At 59.4% G+C, this 25,613-nt stretch carries 11 protein-coding genes, 1 tRNA gene and 1 pseudogene; 5 read left to right on the top strand and 8 right to left on the bottom strand.

Annotation, left to right across the window (positions count from 1 at the left end):
• The first annotated feature begins 156 nt into the window (after positions 1 to 156).
• Positions 157 to 483 carry a colicin E1 family microcin immunity protein gene (locus tag ABX75_RS03605; RefSeq protein WP_034111360.1) on the top strand — a complete coding sequence of 109 codons (327 nt, stop codon included), beginning with the start codon at positions 157 to 159 and terminating at the stop codon, positions 481 to 483.
• A gap of 615 nt (positions 484 to 1,098) precedes the next feature.
• On the opposite strand, the gene ABX75_RS03600 is transcribed toward ABX75_RS03605, so the two are convergent.
• The 4 genes from ABX75_RS03600 to ABX75_RS03585 form a co-directional block, all read right to left on the bottom strand.
• A tRNA-Thr gene (locus tag ABX75_RS03600) sits at positions 1,099 to 1,174 on the bottom strand.
• Between the two features lie 121 nt (positions 1,175 to 1,295).
• Positions 1,296 to 2,636 (bottom strand): HlyD family type I secretion periplasmic adaptor subunit, encoded by a 1,341-nt coding sequence (locus ABX75_RS03595; protein WP_103387674.1) that lies wholly within the window; start codon positions 2,634 to 2,636, stop codon positions 1,296 to 1,298.
• 25 nt (positions 2,637 to 2,661) lie between these two features.
• Positions 2,662 to 4,815, bottom strand: coding sequence for a type I secretion system permease/ATPase (locus ABX75_RS03590; protein WP_034095405.1), 2,154 nt, complete (start codon positions 4,813 to 4,815; stop codon positions 2,662 to 2,664).
• A gap of 46 nt (positions 4,816 to 4,861) precedes the next feature.
• Complete coding sequence (locus ABX75_RS03585) at positions 4,862 to 6,214, bottom strand: TolC family outer membrane protein (RefSeq protein ID WP_034111347.1); 1,353 nt, start codon at positions 6,212 to 6,214, stop codon at positions 4,862 to 4,864.
• 345 nt (positions 6,215 to 6,559) lie between these two features.
• On the opposite strand from ABX75_RS03585, the pseudogene ABX75_RS29895 reads away from it, so the two are divergent.
• The 3 genes and pseudogenes from ABX75_RS29895 to ABX75_RS03575 all read left to right on the top strand — a co-directional run.
• A pseudogene (locus ABX75_RS29895) lies at positions 6,560 to 9,888 on the top strand (retention module-containing protein); the annotation flags it as partial.
• A gap of 1 nt (position 9,889) precedes the next feature.
• On the top strand, positions 9,890 to 19,069 hold a 9,180-nt coding region (locus ABX75_RS03580; RefSeq protein ID WP_371263972.1), incomplete at its 5' end, for a tandem-95 repeat protein.
• A 123-nt stretch (positions 19,070 to 19,192) separates the two neighbouring features.
• Entirely contained in the window at positions 19,193 to 19,531 is a 339-nt protein-coding gene (locus tag ABX75_RS03575) for a hypothetical protein (RefSeq protein WP_034095418.1), read from the top strand.
• Positions 19,532 to 19,579: 48 nt separating this feature from the next.
• On the opposite strand, the gene lapD is transcribed toward ABX75_RS03575, so the two are convergent.
• Positions 19,580 to 21,526 carry a cyclic di-GMP receptor LapD gene (gene lapD / locus ABX75_RS03570; protein WP_047881465.1) on the bottom strand — a complete coding sequence of 649 codons (1,947 nt, stop codon included), beginning with the start codon at positions 21,524 to 21,526 and terminating at the stop codon, positions 19,580 to 19,582.
• Positions 21,527 to 21,537: 11 nt separating this feature from the next.
• Positions 21,538 to 22,230 (bottom strand): cysteine protease LapG, encoded by a 693-nt coding sequence (gene lapG / locus ABX75_RS03565; protein ID WP_047881464.1) that lies wholly within the window; start codon positions 22,228 to 22,230, stop codon positions 21,538 to 21,540.
• A 290-nt stretch (positions 22,231 to 22,520) separates the two neighbouring features.
• Between lapG and bcsQ the strand changes: the two genes are divergently transcribed.
• On the top strand, positions 22,521 to 23,480 hold the full coding sequence (gene bcsQ, locus ABX75_RS03560; protein ID WP_034111370.1) for a cellulose biosynthesis protein BcsQ: 960 nt from the start codon (positions 22,521 to 22,523) through the stop codon (positions 23,478 to 23,480).
• Positions 23,481 to 23,719: 239 nt separating this feature from the next.
• On the opposite strand, the gene ABX75_RS03555 is transcribed toward bcsQ, so the two are convergent.
• Together ABX75_RS03555 and ABX75_RS03550 are read right to left on the bottom strand one after the other, a co-directional pair.
• Complete coding sequence (locus tag ABX75_RS03555) at positions 23,720 to 24,907, bottom strand: methyltransferase (RefSeq protein WP_047881463.1); 1,188 nt, start codon at positions 24,905 to 24,907, stop codon at positions 23,720 to 23,722.
• Positions 24,888 to 25,577 (bottom strand): ABC transporter permease, encoded by a 690-nt coding sequence (locus tag ABX75_RS03550; protein WP_034111429.1) that lies wholly within the window; start codon positions 25,575 to 25,577, stop codon positions 24,888 to 24,890. The genes ABX75_RS03555 and ABX75_RS03550 overlap by 20 nt, the downstream gene beginning before the upstream one ends.
• Positions 25,578 to 25,613: the final 36 nt, after the last annotated feature.

Here is a 25,613-nt window from a genome sequence, read left to right as displayed (position 1 = left end):
GAGTATTTGGAATTTAGATGTGTCGCATTTTTCGCACTTTTAGTCATGTTAGCAAAAGTTCTAGTCAGCTGTATGATGATGAGGGGGTTTGAAAAAAGTCGCTTATTCATATGAGATATCAACTCTTGGTATAAATGCATGGGAAGGGTGTTGGGCATGGAAAAAAGCTACTATTTGAAAAATCTAATTATTGGGCTGGTAATTTTTACGATTTGCGCATTCGTATTTAAATCAGATGCTGATGCAGCAGTATTTTTTTTGATTTATGGCATTAATGCGTTCTTGTTTCCGTTTGCCAAGCGTCTAGTCGAAGACTTGGTATTTCGTTATACATCTAAAGATTTTTGGAGGTCGGGCCCGTTAAGGACCGGTGCTGCAAATGGTGGGTATGCGCTTTTATATGGCTTTTATTTTGCGCTGGCTTTTCCACTTGGTTTATTGTTTTTTATAAGATTTTGTATTAAGAAAAAGTCTGCCATGTAGGCGGACTTTTTTATGGGGTTGCTATGGGAGTTTTGTTTTTCTAACTAATGCATCATAAATCAGAGCGCCCGTGGTAGCGATCAAGCGCCAGAGTGCCCAGAGGATTTGCTGCGATAAACCCAAGCACCTCACTAACTTGGGCTGTTGCTGCGACGTCAAGTAAAAACGGTGTCGGTAAAAACGGGGTCAGCCCCCTTTCTTCTCACTGTCGGGTCGCATGCCGGAGAATACGGTCGGGGTTTGGGGATGTTGAGAAGATTGATTGGGTTTATATGGTTGATGAGCTATGGCCGATTACGCGGTTGTTTTTCAGGTGAATGAAACTTTGCTTCTTGATAGAGGCTTCGGCTGAAAAATGGACATCGCCTAGAGGCTTACGATTGCGTGAATTTTTTTTGATAGAAGCTTTAGCACAGTAAAAGCGGGGTCAGACCCCTTTCTTCTCCGCGGTTAGGTGCGCTTTCTGCCACTGTCTCGGTGGCAGCGTATAAAAAACCGATTCAAAAAATGAGTGTGGACGTTTTGTGGACGTTTTGACGAAAACGAGACATAGGATTTCCGCCGTTTCCCAAACCCCAGAAACCACAAAGCCCCGCATTGCGGGGCTTTGAGATATGGTGCCGGCACCAGGAGTCGAACCCGGGACCTACTGATTACAAGTCAGTTGCTCTACCAACTGAGCTATACCGGCGTGTTAGGGCGACGATTATAGCGATTGGCAAGGTTCTGTAAACCCCTGAAATCTGACTATTTTTGCGAAAACTCAAGTTTTCTCACATTGCCCTGCTTTTCTCCGCCCCTTCAGCAAAAAATCAACGCTCGTGCAGTGCCTCTGCCCGGGATTTGATGATGGGTTTGAGCAGGTAGCTCAAGATGCTTTTCTTGCCGGTGATGATGTCTACCGACGCCACCATGCCGGGGATGATCAGCAGGGGTTTTTCGTCGGTGCCCAGGTGGCTGCGTTCGGTGCGCAGTTTGATGACGTAGAAGGTGTTCTTCTTTTCTTCGTCCATCACGGTGTCGGCGCCGATTTGTTCGAGCTTGCCTTTGAGGCCGCCGTAGATGGTGTAGTCGTAGGCGGTGAATTTGATCATGGCTTCCTGGCCGGGGTGCAGGAAGGCAATGTCTTGCGGGCGGATCTTGGCTTCCACCAGCAGCGTGTCGTCCAGCGGTACCACTTCGGCGATGTCACTGCCGGGTTGGATCACGCCGCCGACGGTGTTGACCAGCATCTGCTTGACGATGCCGCGCACCGGGGAGGTGACCATGGTGCGGCTGACGCGGTCTTCCAGGCCTTTAGATGTGGCTTGGGCCTTGCTCAGGTTGGTGCGGGCTTCGTTCAACTGGGCCAGGGCTTCGCTGCGGAATTTACCCCGGGTTTCGTCGATTTTGCGCTGCACTTCGTTGATCGCGGCTTGGGCGCGCGGGATGGCCAGCGTGGTGCCGTCGAGCATGCCTCGGGTTTCGACTTCGGAGCGCTTGAGGCGCAGCACTTCTACCGGCGATATCGCGCCTTGCTTCACCAGTGGTTCGGACATGCCGATCTCCTGGCGCAGCAGGCCCAGGCTATTACGGTATTGATCCTGTTTGGAGCTGAATTCACGCAGTTCCTGCTGACGTTGCAGCAGCTGTTGTTGCAGCCCGCCAATCTCATCTGCCAGTTGTTGGCGGCGGCTCTGATACAGCGACTCTTCGTTCGAAGCTTGGTTTGGCGCAGTCTTGCGTGCGTTGTCGGAGATGTTCAGCGGGCGGTTGTCGACTTCCGCGCTCAGACGCTCCACGCGCAGTTCCATGGCCACGCGGTCGGCTTCGGTTTCGCCGACGTTGGAGGCAAATCGCGTGTCGTCCAGGCGCACCAGCGGTGCCCCGGCGTCGACGATCTGGCCCTCATGCGCATAAATCTGCGCGACGATGCCGCCCTCCAGGTTCTGGATCTTCTGGATGCGCGAGGAGGGGATCGCTTTGCCTTCGCCCTTGGTCACTTCGTCGATGATCGCGAAGTGCGCCCACAGCAGCAGGAACACGAAGAAGCCGATCACGCCCCAGATGGTCAGACGTACGATGCGTGGCGCGTCGTCGACCAGGGCTTTTTCCACTTCGGGCAGTGGCTGGTTGTCGAGTGAGTCGGTGCCTTTGAAATAACCGAAGACCATCTTCTTTAAGCGGCGTAGACCGGAGTTAAGCGACACTGATCTGCCCCTTTTTCAGCGCTTCCATCACGGCCGCTTTAGGGCCGTCTGCGAGTATCTGGCCACGGTCGATCACCAGCAGGCGGTCGACCAGGCTCAGCAGCGAAGCACGGTGGGTGACGAGAATCACCGTCTTGTTTTCGATCACCGACTGCAAGCGCTGCTTAAGGCGCTCTTCGCCGGTGTTGTCCATGGCGCTGGTGGGTTCGTCCAGCAGCAGAATAGGTGGGTTCAGCAGTAGGGCGCGGGCCAGGGCCACGTTCTGGCGCTGACCGCCGGAGAGGTTTTGCCCGCGCTCGCCCACTTGCAGTTCGTACCCCTGCGGGTGGAGCCTGGCGAATTCATGCACGCCGGCCAGCTCTGCCGCTTGCAGCACCATCTCGTCGTCCACGTAGCGCGCACCGGACACCAGGTTGTCGCGCAAGGTGCCGGCCAGCAACTGGATGTCTTGGGCCACGTAACCGATGTTGTGGCGCAGCTCGCTGACGTCGATCTGGCGAATGTCCACGCCATCCACCAGCAGCGAACCCGAGTCTGGCTGATAGAGGCCCACCAGTAGTTTGGCCAGCGAGCTTTTGCCCGAGCCGCTACGGCCGATAATGCCGATTTTTTCGCCGGGGCGAACGTTCAGGTTGATGCCGCGTAGCGCCAGGTTCTGTTGGTTCGGGTAGGTGAAGTCGACCTCGCGGAAGGTCATCGCACCTTGCAGCGATTTGCGGCTGAGGGGGCGCTCTTCGAAGTTGCGTTCTTGCGGCAGCTCCATCATTTGGTCGACGGAGACCATCGTCACCTTGGCTTGCTGGTAGCGCGTCAGCAGGCCCGACAGTTGCGCCAGCGGGCCCAGTGCGCGGCCGCTGAGCATGTAGCACGCCACCAGGCCGCCCATGCTCAGGGTGCCATCAATGATCTGATACACGCCGAAGATGATCATCGCCACGCCCGCCACTTGCTGGATCAGCAGCGTGATGTTCATCGCCAGGCCGGACAGAACTTTCACCCGCAGTTCCAGGCGGCTGAGGGTGCCGATGGTTTGTTCCCACTGGTATTGACGCTCGCTCTCGGCGTTATTGACCTTCACCGCATCCAGCCCGGCGAGGGTTTCGATCAGGCTGGACTGGCGCTCGGCGCCCAGCGCCATGGTGCGCTCAAGTGTCGCAGTCAGCGGCTTTTGCAGGAAGTGACCAATCCCCAAGGCCAGCGGGAACGCGACGATTGGAATCCACACCAAGTGGCCGCCCAGCAGCGCGATCACGCCGAGGATTATCAATGTAAAAGGCAGATCGATCAGGCTGGCCAGTGTCAGCGAGGTTAAAAAGTCGCGCATCCCCTGAAATTCGTGGATGTTTTGCGCATAACTGCCGACGCGTGCCGGGCGCATTTTCATCGACATGCCCACGATGCGCTCGAACAGCGTTGCGGAAATGATCAGGTCGGTTTTCTTGCCCGCAAGGTCCAGGCACAGGCTGCGCATGCTCTTGAGCAGCAGGTCGAACAGGTAGGCACCGCAAATGCCGACCGCCAGCACCCACAGGGTGGCAGTGGCCTGGTTGGGGACCACGCGGTCGTACACGTTCATCACAAACAGCGGCGCGGCCAGGGCGATCAGGTTGATCACCAGGCTGGCAGCGATAGCATCGGCGTAGAGCCAACGTGAGCGTTTGAGGGTGTCTTTGAACCAGGAGCGCGCGCGCGGGATAAGCGTGCCGCTGGTGACGTCAAATTTATGCTGCGGTTGGGCGAAGAACACCCGGCCGCTGTAATCTTGACTCAGCACTTCCCGCGTGACGTGAACCTCGCCGCCTTCACTTTCGCTGAGCAGCAAGCGGGCGGTATCACCGTCCCACCCCACGAGCACCGCACTGCGCCCTTCCTTCAACAGCAATAAGGCCGGCAATGCGATGGTCGGAATCTGCTCCAACTTGCGCTGCAGGAGCCGACCCTGCAAACCCGCCCGCGCGGCTGCGCGGGCGAGCAGGTCGGGGCTCAAGCGCTGGCCTGCCAAGGGCAGGCCAGTGGTCAGCATTGCCCGACTAGCGGGCTTGTAATGCAGGGAGCAGAGGGTCAGCAACCCGTCCAGCAAGGGGTCATCATGCTGACTGCGCGGGTCATGGTTGAGCGGCGCCACACTTATTTCAGAATCCAAGCTGACTCTCTCTTAATGCAGTTGAGCGGTCCAACTCCGTCAAGAATCAGTTCATCCCTGGCAGGTTCACCTTCGTTTTGACTTCGTTCTGCACAACTGATGCCAGCGGCGCAACCACGCCTTGGCTTTTGAGCAGTTGGCCCATATCGGCCTTGATACGGTATTGCGTATACAGCTGCAGGTTTTTGATCTGTGCCAGGCGTTGCGATGCCGTGAACAGTTCGTTCTCGCTGTCGAGCAGGTCGAGCAGTGTACGCTCACCCAGGCTGAACTGCTGCTGGTATGACGTGCGCACGCGGGTGCTGCGGTCTACGTATTCCTGAGCGATCGGCAATTGCGCCGTGGCGTTGTTGTAGGCGTTCCACGCCAGGCTCAGTTCCTGGTTCAGCTCACGCAGGGCGTTGTTGCGGATATCCAGCGCTTGGGATGCCTGGGACGCCTTGGACTGCAGGTCTGCTTTGTTGCTGCCGCCGGAGTATAGGTTGAACTGCATGCGCAGCATGGCGGAGTAGCCATTGTCGTGACCTTCTTCGCCGCCGATATTGCTGTTGGCCGAGCGCTGCAGCTCAGCATCGAAGCGCGGATAGAACGTCGACTTGGCGGATTCGTATTGCTTTTCAGCCGCAGCGATGTCCGATTCGGCCGAGCGCAGTACCGGGCTGCTCTCAACCATCTGCCGGCGTGCTTCTTCCAGGCTGGCAGGCATCAAGGCGACAAAGCCTTGGGGCTTCTCCAGCTCGTCGGGTTCTTGACCGACGGCGCTCATGTAGTTGGCTTTGGCGTCATCGAGGTTGGTCTGTTCGGTCAGCAAGTTGTTGCGCGCTTGGGCCAGACGGGCTTCGGCCTGGTCCATGTCCGCCATTCTTCCGACGCCACGGCTGGTGCGCAATTTGATTTGGTCAAAAATGCGTTCGTGGCTTTTCAGGTTGTCTTCTGCCAACTGCACCATCTCGCGACGGGTGAGGACATCCAGATAAACCTGAGCCACCGTCAGCGCAGTGCGCTCGGTGGTATTGAGCAGGGCATAGCCGCGAGAGTTGGCGGTGGCCTGCTGGCGGCCGACTTCATTCTCGGTGCCGAAACCTTGGAACAAGTTTTGCTGGAGACGAATGCTCGACTCGCCGCGGTTAAGGGTTTTCCAATCATGGCTATTGCTGGCGGCGCGGGTCGAGGTGTTGTCGGAGCTTTCGCGACCATAACCGCCCAGCAAGTCGATTTTAGGCAGGTAGCCGCCCTGGGCCGCTCTGACCTGATAGTCGGCGGCGATGCGTGCGTTGACCGCAGCCTGGATTTCTGGGTGAACGTCGACAGCCTTTTGCATGGCTTCTTGAAGGGTTTGAGCCTGTACGAAGCTAGTCGCAAGAACAAATGGCACAGCGGTGAATAAGTGCAAACGCATTCTGATTCTTCCCCGGGGATTGGTTGCCTGAAAGCCGCAACAAACTTGAAATATTGCACTGGAGTGGCAACTCGAAATACCCGTTTTTACTGGGCGCCGCAGGGCGCAAACAGAAAGTCGTGAAGCCGCTTAAATATCAATGTGACATTACTGGGCGGATTGTTTAGGATGACGTCCAATAGGTCAATACCTTGACGGAAAAGTAATTTTTCTGGCGCGGCAACAAAATATTGACGCCATTATTTTTTTAAGCAATTGAGTACTCCAGCTTATTGAATCGGCACCACTGACAGGGCCGGTCTCCTGGGTGGATACCCCTGAACGGCAATACACGGAGAGTCTTTTATGAGCAGCGTTGCGGTCGTCAAAAGCATTGTCGGTCAAGTGTTCGCGGTATCCCCAGAAGGGATTCGTCGTCTGCTGGTAGAAGGCGACCGCTTGTTCGCAGGGGAGCAGATTGATACGGGCCCGGCCGGTGCCGTTTCGCTGGAACTGGCCGACGGCCGCGTGATCGATCTGGGCCGCGACACTCAGTGGAGCGCCAACGCACCTGACTCGACCACCGACCTCAGCGCCGCCACTGCTCAAGCAGCACCGTCCGTCGCCGAATTGCAGCAGGCCATCGCTGCCGGCGCCGACCCGACCCAAGACCTCGAAGCCACCGCCGCGGGCCCGACCGCAGCCGGTGCTGACGGCGCTGTCGGCGGCGGTCATAGCTTTGTTGTGCTTGAAGCGACGGCCGGCGTGGTCGACCCTACCATCGGTTATCCGACCAACGGTCTGAATGCGGCGGATGCGGTGGCAAACGCCCTGACCGGCGCGGACAACAACGGCGTCGACCCGCGCAACGTCACCATCACCCTGACCGCCACGCCTACCATCACCGAAGCCGGTGGTGTTGTGGTTTACACCGTATTTATCACGCAGGCCCCGACCAGCGACCTGACCGTCACCTTGTCCAACGGCCTCTCTGTTGTGGTCCCAGCCGGCCAGACCTCGGGCGCGCTGAACGTCACGTTCGCCGGTAATGACACCCCTTACCTGGACGCCTCGTCGATCTCCGCCACCATCGCCGGCACGTCCGGCGGCGGCAACCTGATCATCACCACCGATCCGACGCCGGCGGTCACTCAGATCAACGACACCATCGACACCACCACCGTTACGCTCACCGCGACGGCATCGGTGGATGAGGGTGGCAAGATCGTCTACACCGCCACCGTGACCAACGCGGCGCAGACCGACGTTGTGATCAAACTGTCCAACGACCAGACCATCACCATCGAAGCCGGTAAAACCACCGGTACGGTCAGTGTCGACACTCCGGCTAACCTGGCGGATGGTAAAGACCTGACGGTCAGCGCCACCATTACCAGTGCCACCGGCGGCAACTACGAAAACCTGGCGATCAATCCCGCACCGGCCACTTCCACCGTTGTTGCCGTGGATGATCCCAGCGTTCTGGTCGCCGATACCAACACGATCGTCGAAGATAACGTCGCCACCGGCAATGTGCTGAGCAACGACAGCGACATCGACAACGTGCTGAGCGTCGCCACCTTCAACGTGGGCGGCACCACCTTCGCGGCGGGCCAGACGGCTGTTATCGCAGGCGTGGGCAGTATCACGATTGGCGTCGACGGCGCGTATACGTTCACCCCGGTCAAGGATTACAGCGGCGAAGTGCCGCAGATCGGCTACACCACTAATACCGGTTCGAGCAGCACGCTGACGGTAACGATTACGCCGGTCAACGACGCGCCGGTGGCAGCGGTTGTTGAAGCTGGCGGGGCTGAAGATCCGGCCCAGGGCATTGCGGTCAAACTGAGTGCGACCGATGTGGATGGCGTGGAGAGCGTGAAATCGTTCACCGTCGGCACGCCTACCAACGGCACCTTCTACACCGACGCGGCCATGACCAAACCGGTGACCGGCTCCATTGATGCGGTCAACGGCGAAGCGACCGTTTACTTCAAGCCAAATGCGAACTTCAACGGCACTGCGGACTTCACCTACACCGCGACCGACAGCGGCAACGCTGACGGCAGCAACCCGCTGACTTCTGCGCCTGCCAACGGCACCATCACCGTGACTGCGGTCAACGACGCGCCAGAAGCTATCGCCACCACTGCGACCGGTTCGGAAGATCCGGCCCAGGGTATTGAAGTCAAACTGTCGGCTACTGATATCGATGGCGTGGAGAACGTGAAATCGTTCACCGTCGGCACGCCTACCAACGGCACCTTCTACACCGACGCGGCGATGACCAAACCGGTGACCGGCTCCATTGATGCGGTCAACGGCGAAGCGACCGTTTACTTCAAGCCAAATGCGAACTTCAACGGCACTGCGGACTTCACCTACACCGCGACCGACAGCGGCAACGCTGACGGCAGCAACCCGCTGACTTCTGCGCCAGCCAACGGCACCATCATTGTGACTGCGGTCAACGACGCGCCGGTGGCTGCGGACACTAAGGCGAGCGGTGCTGAAGACCCAAGCGAGGGTATCGCGGTCAAGCTGAGCGCGACCGACGTGGATGGCCTGGCGGACGTGAAATCCTTCACCGTCGGCACGCCTACCAACGGCACCTTCTACACCGACGCGGCCATGACCAAACCGGTGACCGGTTCCATTGAAGCGGTCAGCGGCGAAGCGACGGTTTACTTCAAACCGAACGAAAACTTCCACGGCACCGCGGACTTCACCTACACCGCGACCGACAGCGGCAACGCTGACGGCAGCAATCCGCTGACTTCTGCGCCTGCCAACGGCACCATCACCGTGACTGCGGTCAACGACGCGCCAGAAGCTGTCGCCACCACTGCGACCGGTTCGGAAGATCCGGCTCAGGGCATTGAAGTCAAACTGTCGGCTACTGATATCGATGGCGTGGAGAACGTGAAATCGTTCACCGTCGGCACGCCAACCAATGGCACGTTCTACACCGATGCGGCGATGACCAAACCGGTGACCGGCTCCATTGATGCGGTCAACGGCGAAGCGACCGTTTACTTCAAACCAAACGAAAACTTCAACGGCACGGCAAACTTCACCTACACCGCGACCGACAGCGGCAACGCTGACGGCAGCAACCCGCTGACTTCTGCGCCAGCCAACGGCACCATCACCGTGACTGCGGTCAACGATGCGCCAGAAGCTGTCGCCACCACTGCGACCGGTTCGGAAGATCCGGCCCAGGGTATTGAAGTCAAACTGTCGGCTACTGATATCGATGGCGTGGAGAACGTGAAATCGTTCACCGTCGGCACGCCAACCAATGGCACGTTCTACACCGATGCGGCGATGACCAAACCGGTGACCGGTTCCATTGATGCGGTCAACGGCGAAGCGACCGTTTACTTCAAGCCAAATGCGAACTTCAACGGCACTGCGGACTTCACCTACACCGCGACCGACAGCGGCAACGCTGACGGCAGCAACCCGCTGACTTCTGCGCCAGCCAACGGCACCATCACCGTGACTGCGGTCAACGACGCGCCAGAAGCTGTCGCCACCACTGCGACCGGTTCGGAAGATCCGGCTCAGGGCATTGAAGTCAAACTGTCGGCTACTGATATCGATGGCGTGGAGAACGTGAAATCGTTCACCGTCGGCACGCCAACCAATGGCACGTTCTACACCGATGCGGCGATGACCAAACCGGTGACCGGNTTGGCTATGACCAAACCGGTGACCGGTTCCATTGATGCGGTCAACGGCGAAGCGACCGTTTACTTCAAGCCAAATGCGAACTTCAACGGCACTGCGGACTTCACCTACACCGCGACCGACAGCGGCAACGCTGACGGCAGCAATCCGCTGACTTCTGCGCCTGCCAACGGCACCATCACCGTGACTGCGGTCAACGACGCGCCAGAAGCTGTCGCCACCACTCCGACCGGTTCGGAAGATCCGGCTCAGGGCATTGAAGTCAAACTGTCGGCTACTGATATCGATGGCGTGGAGAACGTGAAATCGTTCACCGTCGGCACGCCAACCAATGGCACGTTCTACACCGATGCGGCGATGACCAAACCGGTGACCGGTTCCATTGATGCGGTCAACGGCGAAGCGACCGTTTACTTCAAGCCAAATGCGAACTTCAACGGCACTGCGGACTTCACCTACACCGCGACCGACAGCGGCAACGCTGACGGCAGCAATCCGCTGACTTCTGCGCCTGCCAACGGCACCATCACCGTGACTGCGGTCAACGACGCACCGGTGGCTGCGGACACTAAGGCGAGCGGTGCTGAAGACCCAAGCGAGGGTATCGCGGTCAAGCTGAGCGCGACCGACGTGGATGGCCTGGCGGACGTGAAATCCTTCACCGTCGGCACGCCTACCAACGGCACCTTCTACACCGATGCGGCCATGACCAAACCGGTGACCGGTTCCATTGATGCGGTCAGCGGCGAAGCCACCGTTTACTTCAAACCGAACGAAAACTTCCACGGCACCGCAAACTTCACCTACACCGCCACCGACGGCGGTATTACTGACAACGGCAGCCCGCTGACGTCGACCCCAGCCAACGGCACCATCACTGTGACTGCGGTCAACGATGCGCCGGTGGCTGAAGCCACTAATGCGACCGGTTCCGAAGATCCGGCCCAGGGCATTGAAGTCAAACTGTCGGCTACTGATATCGATGGCGTGGAGAACGTGAAATCGTTCACCGTCGGCACGCCGACCAACGGCACCTTCTACACCGACGCGGCCATGACCAAACCGGTGACCGGTTCCATTGATGCGGTCGACGGCGAAGCGACGGTTTACTTCAAGCCGAACGAAAACTTCCACGGCACCGCGGACTTCACCTACACCGCCACCGACAGCGGCAACGCTGACGGCAGCAACCCGCTGACTTCTGCGCCAGCCAACGGCACCATCATTGTGACTGCGGTTAACGACGCGCCGGTGGCTGCGGACACTAAGGCGAGCGGTGCTGAAGACCCAAGCGAGGGTATCGCGGTCAAGCTGAGCGCGACCGACGTGGATGGCCTGGCGGACGTGAAATCCTTCACCGTCGGCACGCCTACCAACGGCACCTTCTACACCGATGCGGCCATGACCAAACCGGTGACCGGTTCCATTGATGCGGTCGACGGCGAAGCGACCGTTTACTTCAAACCGAACGAAAACTTCAACGGCACCGCAAACTTCACCTACACCGCCACCGACGGCGGTATTACTGACAACGGCAGCCCGCTGACGTCGACCCCAGCCAACGGCACCATCACGGTGACTGCGGTTAATGACGCTCCTGTGCTGGGCAATGCTTCGACCAACGCATTCGGCGACACCTATATTGAAGGCAAGCCTGGCGGCTACGTGGCGACGACCTTGACCGTCAGCGACGTCGACAACAGCACCCTGCAAAGCGCCAAAGTCACACTCGTCAACCACCTGGCAGACGATGTGCTGATCGCGGATGTCAGCAACACCAAAATTGGTGTCAGCTACGACAAAGCCACTGGCGTCCTGACCCTGTCTGGTGAAGCCACCAAGGCGGAATACCAGGAAGTCCTGCGTTCGGTGCACTTCGCCAGCGAAAGCGAGAACCCGGCCCGGGTCGATCGTACCCTGACCATCACCGTTAACGACGGTCAGTTGGATTCGGCACCCGTGACCTCCGTGGTACACGTGGTTCCGGTGAACGATCCGCCTGTGGTCAAGTTCGACAGCACCACGTTCACTGAGCAAAAAGACGCGGTCGCGCTGGTCGAGAACCTGACCATCAAAGACGTCGACAACACCACCTTCAGCAAAGTCGTGGTCACCGTCGACCATCTGGCTTCGGGTGATGTGCTTAGCAACACCGACGTGCTCAAGGCTCTGGCCGTTGCCGGCATCACCATCACCCAGAGCGGCAGCGCCGCTGACGGGAAAATCATCTACACCCTCACCAGCGACTCGGCGACCGGCAGCAGCGCCGCCGACTTCGTCAAGGTGGTTGAAGCCATCACCTTCCAGAGCCCGGGCGATAATCCTGTCGGCACTGATCGTACCGTCACCATCGACGTGACTGACGTCGGCGGCGGCAACCTGGATCGCGAACCGCCGCAAACCGGCAGCGCCACCGGCAAGGTCACTATCGACCTGTTCAACGACGCGCCGATTGCATCGGCCGACAACACCACCGCCGATGAAGACCATACGGCCAAGATCGTGCTGGATGGTAAGGACGTGGACGGTTCCATCTCCAGCTTTGTCATTACTACCTTGCCGGAGAACGGCAAGCTGTACAGCGACGCCACGCTGCAAACTGAACTCAAGATCGGCGACTCGGTGCCAGCGGGTGCCGACGGCAAGGCGGCGGTTTACTTCGCCCCGACCGGCGACTGGAGCGGCAAAACCGAGCTGACCTTTACTGCGGTCGACAACGGCGGTAAATCGAGCGCCGTAACCACAGCCGACATCACGATCGCGCCGGTTACCGACGCCCCGCACTTGGGCCTGCTTGGCGGTGGCGTGGTGACCTCGATCAATTTCGACGGCGCCAATCTCAATGGTTCGTGGGGCGACGTCGCGGTAGGTAATGCTAACAACCCGGTCGTCAATGGCACCCCGAGCACTCCGTGGCTCACGGGGAATGCCGATGGCCAAGTCGAAATCGGCCAAAGCAGCATCTACGGCGTAGCGACCCCAGGCAACAGCCAGGTCATCGAGCTTGAGAAAAACGCCGGCGACGACTCCAGCCTGTACACCATCATCAAGGCGGAAGCCGGCACGGCGTACACCATCTCGGTCGACTACTCGCCACGTGCGGGTGCCGAGAACAATTCGGTGATCGACGTATTCTGGGGCGGCGTCAAAGTCGGCACCCTGGACACCACCACCGTTGGCATGAAGACTTATACCTTCGTCGTGCCGGTCACCGCTGACGGCGATGCCAAGCTCGAATTCAAAGCCCCTGCTGGCGAGACAAACAACTCGTTCGGCGGCGTGCTGGATAACATCAACGTCACCCAGGTGCTGAACACAGGCCTGGAAGACCATGCGATCAAGCTGTCGACCATCGACGCTTACGCCACCGACAAGGATGGCTCCGAGACGCTCAAGCTGGAAATCAGTGGCGTCCCGCTCAACGCGACCATCACCGATGGCACGCCGGGTCACACCTTCACAGCGACAGCTGGCAATCAAAGCGTCGATATCAGCGACTGGAATAAGGCCACCCTGGTCTTCACCCCGGCGGAAAACGCCAACGGTCTGGTGAACCTGATTGTCACTGCGACTGCGCAGGACGGCACCGCTGATCCGAAATCCGAGTCGATCACTCTGCCGATCAATGTGATTGCAGTGAATGATGCACCGGAAGCCATGGCCACTACCGCGACCGGTTCCGAAGATCAGGCCCAGGGCATTGAGGTCAAACTCTCGGCTACTGATATCGATGGCGTGGAGAACGTGAAATCGTTCACCGTCGGTACGTCGACCAACGGCACGTTCTATACCGACGCGACCATGACCAAGCCAGTGACGGGCGCTATTGATGCCACCAATGGCGAAGCCACGGTGTACTTCAAGCCAAATGCGAACTTCAACGGCACCGCGAACTTCACCTACACCGCGACCGACGGCGGCAACGCTGATGGCAGCAACCCGCTGACGTCGGCTCCCGCCAACGGCATCATCACTGTGACTGCGGTCAACGATGCGCCGGTGGCTGAACCCACTAAGGCGACCGGTGCTGAAGACCCAAGCGTAGGTATCGCGGTCAAACTGTCCGCCACCGACGTAGACAGCCCGACGGACGTGAAATCGTTCACCGTTGGCACGCCTACCAATGGCACCTTCTACACCGACGCGGCGATGACCAAACCGGTGACCGGTTCCATTGATGCGGTCAACGGCGAAGCGACCGTTTACTTCAAGCCGAACGAAAACTTCAACGGCACCGCGAACTTCACCTACACCGCGACCGACGGCGGCAACGCTGATGGCAGCAACCCGCTGACGTCGGCTCCCGCCAACGGCATCATCACTGTGACTGCGGTCAACGATGCGCCGGTGGCTGAATCCACTAAGGCGACCGGTGCTGAAGACCCAAGCGTAGGTATCGCGGTCAAACTGTCCGCGACCGACGTAGACAGCCCAACGGACGTGAAATCGTTCACCGTTGGCACGCCTACCAATGGCACCTTCTACACTGACGCGGCGATGACCAAACCGGTGACCGGTTCCATTGATGCGGTGAACGGCGAAGCCACCGTTTACTTCAAGCCGAACGAAAACTTCAACGGCACCGCGAATTTCACCTACACCGCGACCGACGGCGGCAACGCTGATGGCAGCAACCCGCTGACGTCGGCTCCCGCCAACGGCATCATCACTGTGACTGCGGTCAACGATGCGCCGACTGCGAGCAATGGCCGGATAGAAAGCAACGAAGACACCCCAGTCGAGCTGAAGTGGTCGACGTTCGGGGTCAATGATGTGGATTCCACGGACCTGAAAGTCGTCTTCACCAGCCTGCCCAACGGTGCCATCGAGTACAAAGTCGACGGTGTTTGGGTCCAGCTCAACGCAGCTGATCTGAAAACCGATACGTCGCCGGGCAAGGCCTTCAGCCAGGCCGACTTCGACAATCACAATGTGCGTTACAGCCCAGCGGCCAACGAGTCGGGCGATGACAGCTTCAAAAACGCCGGCATCGGTAACAAGCATGATGATTACACCGAGCTGAAGTTCCAGGCTACCGACGGCCAGCTCAACAGCGACACTCAAACCATCACCGTGGATATCCACCCAGTGACGGACGTTCCTGTCGTGACCGTCGGCTCGTTCGGTGACGTACCAACCGGCTTGACCATTCAAACCTGGACCGGCGGCAACCTGCCTGGTGCATTGGGTACGAACGGTAATGGTGTTGTTCAGTCCAGCGATTTGATCCGGGTCATCAACGCCCAAACCCCTGGCAGCGCAGCCTCCACCGGTGTGACCGCCAACGTGAGCAATGGTAATGTGGTGGAGCACACCGCGACCAAAGTCTCCGGCCTGGTTTACCTGGAAGCCGGCAAGAGCTACAGCTTCACCGGCAGCGCCGATGACAGCCTGGCGGTTACCGTCGGCGGCAAGTTGGTGTCGACCGAGACCTGGAGCCAGGGCAGCGGGATTAACGCAGCCCCCTTTACGCCGCCAGAGTCGGGTTATTACACCCTCGACATCTATCACTACAACCAGGCCGGCCCGGGCAACTACGACGTCAATGTCTCGATCAACAGCGGCCCGTCGATGGCGTTGGGTAGCAGCGGCGTGCAGACCTATACCAGCCTGGACGCGTTGAAAGCCGCCGGGGCGGTCTTTGACGATGCTCACGTGGTCAACGGAGAAGGCTATTACACCGGCTACGTTTACAACCACGGCCTGGAAGACAGTGCGATCAAGATCAGCCCGATCACGACCACGTTTGTCGACAATGACCAGTCGGAATTGCACAAGATAGAAATCAGCGGCCTGCCTGAAGGCGCTGTCATTACCGACGGCGCCTCGGGCCACAGCTATACCTCGACGGGTGCGACCACCCAGTACGATGTCAGCAATTGGAACCTGGCTACCTTGACCGTCACTCCGGCCAAGGATGCGACGGCCAATTTCGATCTGACTGTGAAGGCAACAGCCATGGAGTCGAGCACGCAGATTGAAATGGTCACGATTGGCAAGGTGAGCGTTGTGGTCACTGCGGTCAACGATGCGCCAGTGGCGATCGTCACCACTGCGACCGGTGCTGAAGACCCAAGTGTCGGGATCGCGGTCAAGCTGTCCGCCACCGATGTCGATGGTTTGGCCAACGTCAAGTCGTTCAACGTCGGCACGCCAACCAACGGCACCTTCTACACCGATGCGGCCATGACCAAACCAGTGACCGGCGCCATTAACGCGGTCAACGGCGAAGCCACGGTTTACTTCAAGCCGAACGCGAACTTCAATGGCACCGCGAACTTCAGCTACACCGCCACCGACAGCGGCAACGCTGACGGCAGCAACGTACTGACCTCGCCAGCGGCCAACGGCACCATCACCGTGACTCCGGTCAATGATGCGCCGGTGGCTGCGGCGACTACCGCGACCGGTGCTGAAGATCCAACGGTTGGTATCGCAGTCAAGCTGAACGCAACCGACGTGGATGGCCTGGCGAACGTGAAATCCTTCACTGTCGGCACGCCAACCAATGGCACCTTCTACACCGACGCGGCCATGACCAAAGCGGTGACCGGCGCCATTAACGCGGTCAACGGCGAAGCCACGGTTTACTTCAAGCCGAACGCGAACTTCAACGGCACGGCGAACTTCACCTACACCGCGACCGACAGCGGCAACGCTGACGGCAGCAACGTACTGACCTCGCCAGCGGCCAACGGCACCATCACCGTGACTCCGGTCAATGATGCGCCGGTGGCAGCGGCGACTACCGCGACCGGTGCTGAAGATCCAACGGTTGGTATCGCAGTCAAGCTGAACGCAACCGACGTGGATGGCCTGGCGAACGTGAAGTCCTTCACGGTCGGCACGCCAACCAACGGCACCTTCTACACCGACGCGGCCATGACCAAAGCGTTGACCGGCGCCATTAACGCGGTCAACGGCGAAGCCACGGTTTACTTCAAGCCGAACGCGAACTTCAATGGCACCGCGAACTTCACCTACACCGCCACCGACAGCGGCAACGCTGACGGCAGCAACGTACTGACCTCGCCAGCGGCCAACGGCACCATCACCGTAACCTCGGTCAACGACGCGCCTACCCTGGACCTCAGCACCGCAGACGGCGCGGTTGCCACCGGTTATAGCGCTGCGTACACCGAGCGCGACACTGCCGGTGTGGCAATTACCGGCAGCGTGGCCATCGGCGACGTCGACAGCAGCCAGATGCAAAGCGCGACCATTACCTTGAAAAACGCCAGCGCGGGCGATCAGTTGAGCTCAAGCCTGATAAATGTGGGCGGGACCTACAACGGCGTCACCCTGACCAGCGTCGGCACGGACGTCAGTGGCAAGATTGTATTGACCCTGTCGGGTGCGGCTGATGCGGCCACCTACAAAGCCCTGCTTGAGTCGTTCCAGTACACCAACACCGGCAAATACCCGTCCCTTGGTGATCGCACCATCGATATCGCCGTGACTGACAATGAAGGTAGCAACAGCCTGAGTTCAAGCGTGGCCACCAGCACCATCACAGTGGCGCCGCAGACCTATCAGGTGACGGAAGGCACCGGTCTTGTCGATACCATCAACTTGAGCGGTTCGACCAATAACGTGGTGGTGGGCGACAAAGCCGGCGTGGTCACCCAGGGCAGCAATTACAATATTGCTTTCCTCGTCGATACTTCGGGCAGTATCGGTACCGATGCAATGAAGTCGATCAAGGCTCAACTGGCCAGCGTATTCGATACCTTGATTGCCAATGCCAGCACCAAGGACTCCGGCGTGGTGAAAGTCATGTTGGTGGACTTCGACACCCAGGTTCAGGCGCAGGTCTCGGTCAACCTGGCTGACAAGGACGGTGCCAAAGCGGCCTTGCAGGCGGTGTTGAACCAGATGAGCTCTAATTCGAGCGACATGACCAACTATCAGGATGCGTTCAACGCCGCCACAAACTGGTTCAAGAGCAGCGAAGCCACGAGTAACAAGGGTGCGACGAACCTGACGTACTTCATCACCGACGGCTCGCCGAATATGTACACCGACGTGCAAGGCAGTCCTTACCTGGGTGGGGTCAAGGTATGGGGCTCGGGCTCCAGCGTTTACTTCGATAGCATCGTCAACAGCTCGAATTACGTTTTGGGCCAGGGCAAGGCCGTTTACACCACCATCAACGGTTCCTCCCATATGGTTGTCGATGCGGATGGCAGGGTCTATTCCTACGATAGTTGGAACAATCGGACCTATGAAGGCACCGTGGTGGCCAACAGCAACGGCGGCTTTGATGTGGCTGCGGTCTATAACAACTCCAGCACCGCATTGACGAACGCGAAGACGGCCTACAACGATCTGGTTAACGCAGTGAGCGGCAAGGTCACCGTCGAGGCAATCGGCCTGGGTTCGAGCATTGACACTGCTGTGCTCAAGCAATTCGACACCGACAAGGTGGTCGCCACCATCGACACCGCGAAGCTGGCGGATGCGATCACTGGCCATACCGCCGACGCGGGCGCCGATAGCATCACCGGCGGCTCTGGCAATGACATCGTGTTCGGTGACCTGATCACCTACAAAGGTCAGGAAGGCAGTGCCGCACTCAAGGCGTTCGCCGCCGAGAAGCTGTCCACTACGGTCGACCACATTGATGACCGCACTTTGCACCAGTACATCACTGAGCACGTGCAGGACATCGGTGCTCTGGCCAACGCGTCGAACATCTACGGCACCAATGATGGCGGCGACACCCTGATCGGCAACGCCGGTAACGACATCTTGTTCGGCCAGGGCGGCAACGACAGCCTCTCCGGCGGTGCCGGTAATGACATCCTGGTGGGCGGCAAGGGTAACGATATCCTGACCGGCGGCGCGGGTGCCGATACCTTCGTATGGCTCAAAGGCGACACCAACACCAACGGCGGTTTCGATCGCATTACTGACTTCAAGCACGGCGAAGGCGACAAGCTGGATCTGTCCGATTTGCTGCAAGGCAATAACGACACCAATCTGGCCAACTACCTGAAACTGTCGACCGACGCGTCGGGCAACTCGACGTTGAGCGTCAGCAGCACCGGGTCGTTCACCGCGTCGGGTGGCGGCACGGCAGATGTCACCATCAAGGTCGATGGCGCCAACTGGGGTGCTGGCAGCTCCGCGATCAATAGCCTGATCGCCGGTGGCGACTTGACCGTCAAGCACCACGACTGATTCCCCGGCAGCGCCAATCTTTCGGGATTGGCGCTGCGTGGGCATCAGCGTCGGGAAAATGTGTGTAATCTCTGCAGAGGCCGTGCGCGGCACCTGCAGGGATTTTTTATTGGGAGAACGTTGATGTTCTACGTGCAACGCGATCAAAACAACGCTTTGATCCGTGTCGAGGCCCAGGCCTATGCCGAGGCCACCGAGACGCTACCGGCCGACCATCATGAGATACAGGCGTGGTTTGCCGACGATGTGGTCGACAACAGCCTCAAGCAGCTCAAGCAAAGTGACTTTGAGATGATTCGGGTGCTGGACGACTTGATCCAGGTCCTGATCACCAAGAACGTCATGAGCATCACGGACTTGCCGCCCGCCGCGCAGGCCAAGTTCCTCGAACGTACCCAGGCCCGGGCAGCATTGGGTGGGTTGAGCGAGTTGATCAATGACGATGAAACCGGCTTGATCTGAGCCGCCCCACCTCCTTCACGGCATGACCGTCAAGGAGGCGAGGACGTTCTACTTCCAGGGCGCCGGTTCACCCACCAGTTGGCCTTGTACCCCTTCAATCCCCATCTCGCGAATCACCTGTAGCTCACCCTCGGTTTCCACACGTTCGGCAATCAACGGCAAATCGATGCTGTGGGCGGCGCGCTGGATGGCTTCGATAAAAAAGCGCTTGTGGCTTTCCTGGTCGATGGCACGGATGTAGCTGCCGTCGATTTTCAGGTACGCCAGGCCCAGGTTCGCCAGGTTGCCGATCATGCTGAAACGCCCGCCGAAACGCTGCAGGCCAAGGCTGAAGCCCAGGCTGCGCAAGCGTCGGGTCAGGCGCTCCAGCTGCGACTGCTCGGGCACTTGTTCTTCACCGATTTCCAGGGTCAGGCGCGGCCCCAGGGCGGGGTTTTGAGCCAGGCGTTCGAAGACGCGCTCCAGTGCCTGCGGGTCGTTCAGGGTAGCGGCCGACAGGTTCAAGGCCACCGATGGGCTGTGCTGGGCCAGGTGCTTGATCACCAGATCAACCATCAATTGGTCAAGGCGTGCAGTCCAACCGAAGCGCTCCAGCCATGGCAGGAAGTGGCCCGCCGCGATGGTCTGGCCCTGCGGGTCGAGCAAGCGTGACAACACTTTGTAATGCAGGACCTGTTGGGTGTCGCTGCTGCTCACCACCGGCTGGAAAAACAACCGGAAGCGCCCTTGGGTCAGGGCGTCGTCGAGCAAGGTGTGCCAGCTGTGGTGATCGTCGCTGACGGTGCCTTGGGTCTGGTGTTCCAGGCACACCCAAGTCTGGCCTGTACCGGCTTCGGCCTGGGCCAGTGCCTGGTCGGCCAGCATTAGCAGGTCTGCCGAGGCATCGCCCGGTTTGTACGGTGCCAGCCCGATGTAAGCCACGATCGGCATATCGGTGGCTCCCGTTTCGTAAAGGCTTTGCAGGGTGCCTTCCAGGGCCTGGGCCAGCTGCAACGCTTCATCGCGCACCAGCCCCGGGCCGAGCACCGCGAATTCGCCGCCACGGCTGCGGGTGATCAGGTTCTGGGTTTCCGGGTACTTGGCGCAGGTGCGCACCAGTTGCTGGCTGACGGCCTGCAGCAGTTGGTCAGTACGTTGCCCGCCCAGGCGTTGGTTGAGGCCGCTCAGGTCGTTGACCCGCAACATCAGCAGGTAACCCGAACTGGCTTCTTCAACGTTGCTGACGCGCGATTGCAGCTGCATTTCAAAATAACGACGGTTGGCCAGGCCCGTGAGGCTGTCCTGGTAGGACTCCACCCGCAGTTTCTCGCTGCGTTCGGTCTGCTCACGGAACAGCGCCTTGAGCTTCTCCACCATCTGATTCATCGCCTGCACCACCCGGCGCAGCTCAGGAGTGCGGGGCAGATCGGGCAGGCTCAGGAATTCACGGCGGGCGATGGCATGGGACTGCTCGACCATATAATCCAGCGGCTTCAATTGACGCCGCAGCAACAGGGCGCCCAGTACCGCGCTCACGGCGCCGCAGAGCAGCAGCCAGCCCAGGCTGCCCAATGCGCTCTGCCACAGCTTGGCCAAGGCAAACATTGGATGGCTGACCACCTCGACCCGCGCCGCCTGCTGCCAGCCACGGCTGACGATCGCATCGCCGCCGGCCGGCGCCAAGCCGATCATCTTCACGAACCACGCCGGGACGCTGCTGGCGTCCGGCTCGGCGGCGCGCTCTACCAGCACTTGGTTGTTGCTCAGGTCCACCACGCGGATGCTGGCGTAGTAGCCGCTGTCGAAGATCGAACTGACCATCAGCTCGGTCATCGCCGGGTCATCGATGTTCGGCGTCAACGACAGCGCCAGCGCAGTGGCCGCGTCCTGAGCGTGGGAGCGCAGTTGGTTGACGTACTGGGTACGCGAGCTTTCCAGGCTGACGAAGAAGCTACCGCTGAATGCGACCACCAGGAACACGCAGATAGCGATCAGCAATTGTTTGAACAGTGACATCGTAGCTCCTGTTAATTATCCGAACCGGTCGGAAACCCTTCAGCGGTCATTTTCTTCAATACATCCTGCCAACGCGACAGACGCTTGGTATCGCCGACTTTTTTGTTGCCCGTCGCGCCGGTCAGCCACAGCCCTTCGCCGTTGAAGGCGTAAACCGGCAGCAGGTCCGGCCGTTGGCTGGCCGGCAGAATCGGGTCCATCAGGCTGTCCAGTACCAAGGGCATGGCCTCGGGGCTTGAATAGTAGGTCAGCACCATATGTGCACGATTCTGGCGCAGAGCCTTGACGTAGGTTATGCGCAGCTTCTCGGCCGGTACGCCCAAATGACGCAGGCTGAAGTATTTGGCGATGGCGTAGTCTTCGCAGTCGCCGGCGCCTTTCCACAAGGATTGAATGGGCGTCGCCCAATAATCCACCTCGTGCCACAGGTCGATATCTTCTTCGTAATGCAGCTGACGATTGAAGAACAAGTTAACCACTTTGAGTTGTTCGCTCTCGCTGACCTGCTTTTCTGTGGCCAGTAGCTGTTGCCAGGCATCAATGCGCTGTCGACCGGGGCCGAGGGGGCCGTAGAGCGCTTCGGCTTTACGGCTGATCTGGCTGAAATCCCAATCGGCGAGTAAATCGCCCAGCAGTCCGCCGCCCAGCACCACCGCGATGGCGAGGCCGTAGAGGAACCGAGGGAATTTAAAGCGTATCGCCACTGCGCTTATCCAAAACGTACAGCCTGGAAGTTGCCGCAATGGTGCGGGGATGGCGGGTAAAAAACAATGGCACGATGAAATCACCGCCTATCAAATGACGGTATTTTTCGTCAGTAAATTGGCAGTTTTCCGCTCGTCTGAAAGGGTGGTGGATTTTTGATCAAAATAATGACACTTCATCGGGGCTGACACAGAATGCAGCCAATAAACACGCCAATATGAACACGTATGGGAAGCCTTGATGGGCCGACCTTCCACGTCTTCCGATGGCGTTGCGAAGGAGCCCGGCCATGAGCCGCACCGATGATCTATTTGCCCTGTTCGGCAACAGCGTTTCCCGTGACCCAAAGGGCAAAAACGCTCGGTTGCACTTTTTCGGCAGCATTCCATTTGATGATGGCACCCGGGTAAACCGTGAAGATGGCTCGCTCGTTCGTCCTCATGGGGCTCACGGCAATCAACCGTCCGCACAGGCCGAACCCGTGCCGCTGCGTGCCACTGTGGTGGCGGTGGTCTCGATCAACGGCGGCGTAGGTCGTAGCACGCTGGTCACGGCATTGAGCAGCGGGTTGCAACGCTTGGGTGAGGCGGTGGTGGCCGTGGATCTGGACCCGCAGAATGCGCTGCGCCAGCACTTCGGCGTCGATCATCAGCGCCCCGGTGTGGGGCGCAGCAGTTTGCTCAATGCGCCGTGGGCCGGCGCCTTGCAAGCGGGGTTCGCCGGCTCTCAGGTGATCCCATTCGGCGACACCGACAGCCGCCAGAAGGAGGGCCTGCAACGCTGGCTTACGCGCGAGCCCACTTGGTTGGCCGAGCACCTGTCGGTCATGGGGCTGAGCGAAGCTCACACGGTGATCATCGATACCCCCGCGGGTAACAACGTTTATCTGCATCAAGCCCTGAACGTGGCCGATATTGTGTTGGTCATCGCTCAACCTAACGCCGCCTGCCTCGGCACCCAGGACCAGTTGGACGCACTGCTGGCGCCCTACCTTGAGCGTGCGCGCCCGCCCCGTTGCCACTTCGTGATCAATCAAGTAGATGACCAATCGGCGTTTAACCGGGAAATGCTGGAAGCCTTTACGCTGCGTCGCCAGGCTGACGCGTTGGCGGTCGTACATGACGACGCGCTGATCAGCCAAGCCCTGGCGTTTGCCACCGACCCGCTGGATAACGTGGCGTCCAGCCAGGCAGGTGCGGATATCAATGAGCTTTGCCGGCTATTGATTGCGCGTAAAAGAACCGCGTAAAGCGCGGTTTAGAGGCTAATCGTCAGAGGCTTATGCACAATCGGTTGGATGCGCCATTAAGAAACACTCTTTTTGTGGAGCGGTTCTCATCTGGGCTTAACTGCCTGTTTTACGTGCATTTTATTTTGTGAACAAAAAATGAACAGCTCGGGTTTTGGCCTGCGAGCTAGATGATTAAAGGCTTTGTAAAGAAACCATCAACAGAGTTATCCACAGGCTGCGCTGCGTCAATTTGCCTCTTAATCGCGCTCGGCAAGCACCATCAAGTTGCGCGGCGTCAGTGCGGCGTCGCAGAAGCTGCCCAGTTCAACGCGGTAGCCTTGTTCGGTCAGAAACAGCGCACGATCCAGCACCAGCCATATCTCCAGCGGTCGTCGAAACAGACCACGCACCAGTTCCAGGTTTCTCACCTCGGCCAAGCGAGCCCAGCCATAGGCCTCCAGCGCGGCCCAATCCTGCTCGCCTGTGGATAAACCTTTCAGGTTTGCCAACGCTCGGCAGTAGTCGGCGAACGGTACGCTCAGCCACGCGGTCGGCAGTGAAGGGGTGGGCAGGTACTCATCGCAACCCCGTAGCTGCCGTTGCAGTTGATCGAAGCCCAGACGGCGGGCCATGGATGTGTCCCGCTGCTGGCGTACGCGTTTGCCCGCAGTGACGGTTTCGCTGAGCGGCAGGCCGAGGTCTTCGACTGACAGCTGCAACGTTGAAGCGCGGCCTGCCTCGGACAGTGGTTGGTACGCCGGTGCGCTGATGCGGTTGTAGCAGCAGGGCGCCAGGGCCAGCTGTTTGCAGCCTTGCGCACTGGCCAGTTGCAGCAGGCGCACATGCAGGTCACCGCAGGCGTGCAGGGCGACGGGGGTGTGTTCGGCGCAGAGGGTGAGGTCCGCCATGACGTCTTGCAGGCGATGGGCCGCGGCCAAGCCATGGTGGTCGCTCAGGGCCTGGCCTGCGGCGATCAGTGCCGGGTCGTATTCGAGGCAGGTCAGCTGTTGCGCGGTTTGCAGCAGCCGGCGGCCCAAGTGGCCCTTGCCGGCACACCAATCCAGCCAGTGCGTGGGGGCTTGCGCAAACGACAGGGCTGCACCGAAGGCTTCGATTTGCTGCCACTTGCGGCCCGGCACATCGACATTCAAGCGATGGCGCGCGGGCGGCAGGGGCTGCGTCGGCAACTTATCCACAGCACTGAGCTGGCGCGCTTGTGCGGCAAGTTGTGCAAAAGGCGCGGGCGCCGGGAGATCATAGGGGGTGTTGTGGCTGGTTTCAGCGTCATCCAGCGAGCGCTGGCGCAACCAGTGTGCCAGCTCTGGATGTCGTGATTCCCAGGCCAATTGGCGATGAGTGAAGGGCCGTGGTTTCCACAGCCCTTGGTGCTCGATCAGAAAGGCATCCAGTGCCTGGAAGTGCGCCTTAACGTCCCTGGCAGGCATCGACGCGCAGCCAGCGTTCCAGCAGTTTGAAGCCACGCACCAGGATGTAGGCCATCAACAGGTAGAACAGGCCGGCAGCGAAGAAGATCTCCACCGGCAGATAGGTTCGGGCAATGATGGTTCGCGCCATGCCGGTCAGTTCCAGCAGGGTCACCGTACTCGCCAGGGCGCTGGCCTTGAGCATCAGGATCACTTCGTTGCTGTACGCCGGCAAGCCGATGCGCGAGGCGCGAGGCAGGACGATATAGAACAGCGTCTTGGGCTTGGACATGCCCAGGGCGCGGGCGGCTTCGATTTCGCCCGGTGGGATGGCCTGGATCGCCCCGCGCAGGATCTCGGCGATATAGGCGGCGGTGTGCAGGGTCATGGTGGCGGTGGCGCACCAGAACGGATCGCGCAGGTATGGCCACATAAAGCTGTTACGCACCGCATCGAATTGCGCCAGGCCGTAGTAGACCAGGAACAGCTGCACCAGCAGCGGCGTGCCACGGAAGAAGAAAATATAGGCGTAGGGCAGGGCGCTCACGTACCAGCGGCGCGACGAGCGGGCGATGCCCAAAGGAATCGCCAGCAGCAGCCCGGCAATGACCGCAATGGCCACCAGTTCCAGGGTGAGGATGGCGCCCTGGGCCAGTTTGGGCAGCCACTTGATGATCACGGCCCAGTTCAGGCCCAGGTCGAAATGCGCCAGCCAGCTGTAGTCGCC

The organism is Pseudomonas sp. ARP3 (assembly GCF_001029595.1).
Lineage (GTDB): Bacteria > Pseudomonadota > Gammaproteobacteria > Pseudomonadales > Pseudomonadaceae > Aquipseudomonas > Aquipseudomonas rhodesiae.
This window is presented reverse-complemented; position numbering and strand designations above follow the sequence as displayed.

Coding starts and splice junctions, on each gene's coding strand:
- ABX75_RS03575 (WP_034095418.1), top strand. CDS start 19,193: ATGTTCTACGTGCAACGCGATCAAAACAACGCTTTGATCCGTGTCGAG.
- ABX75_RS03605 (WP_034111360.1), top strand. CDS start 157: ATGGAAAAAAGCTACTATTTGAAAAATCTAATTATTGGGCTGGTAATT.
- lapD (WP_047881465.1), bottom strand. CDS start 21,526: ATGTCACTGTTCAAACAATTGCTGATCGCTATCTGCGTGTTCCTGGTG.
- bcsQ (WP_034111370.1), top strand. CDS start 22,521: ATGAGCCGCACCGATGATCTATTTGCCCTGTTCGGCAACAGCGTTTCC.
- ABX75_RS03595 (WP_103387674.1), bottom strand. CDS start 2,636: ATGGTCTTCGGTTATTTCAAAGGCACCGACTCACTCGACAACCAGCCA.
- ABX75_RS03585 (WP_034111347.1), bottom strand. CDS start 6,214: ATGCGTTTGCACTTATTCACCGCTGTGCCATTTGTTCTTGCGACTAGC.
- ABX75_RS03555 (WP_047881463.1), bottom strand. CDS start 24,907: ATGCCTGCCAGGGACGTTAAGGCGCACTTCCAGGCACTGGATGCCTTT.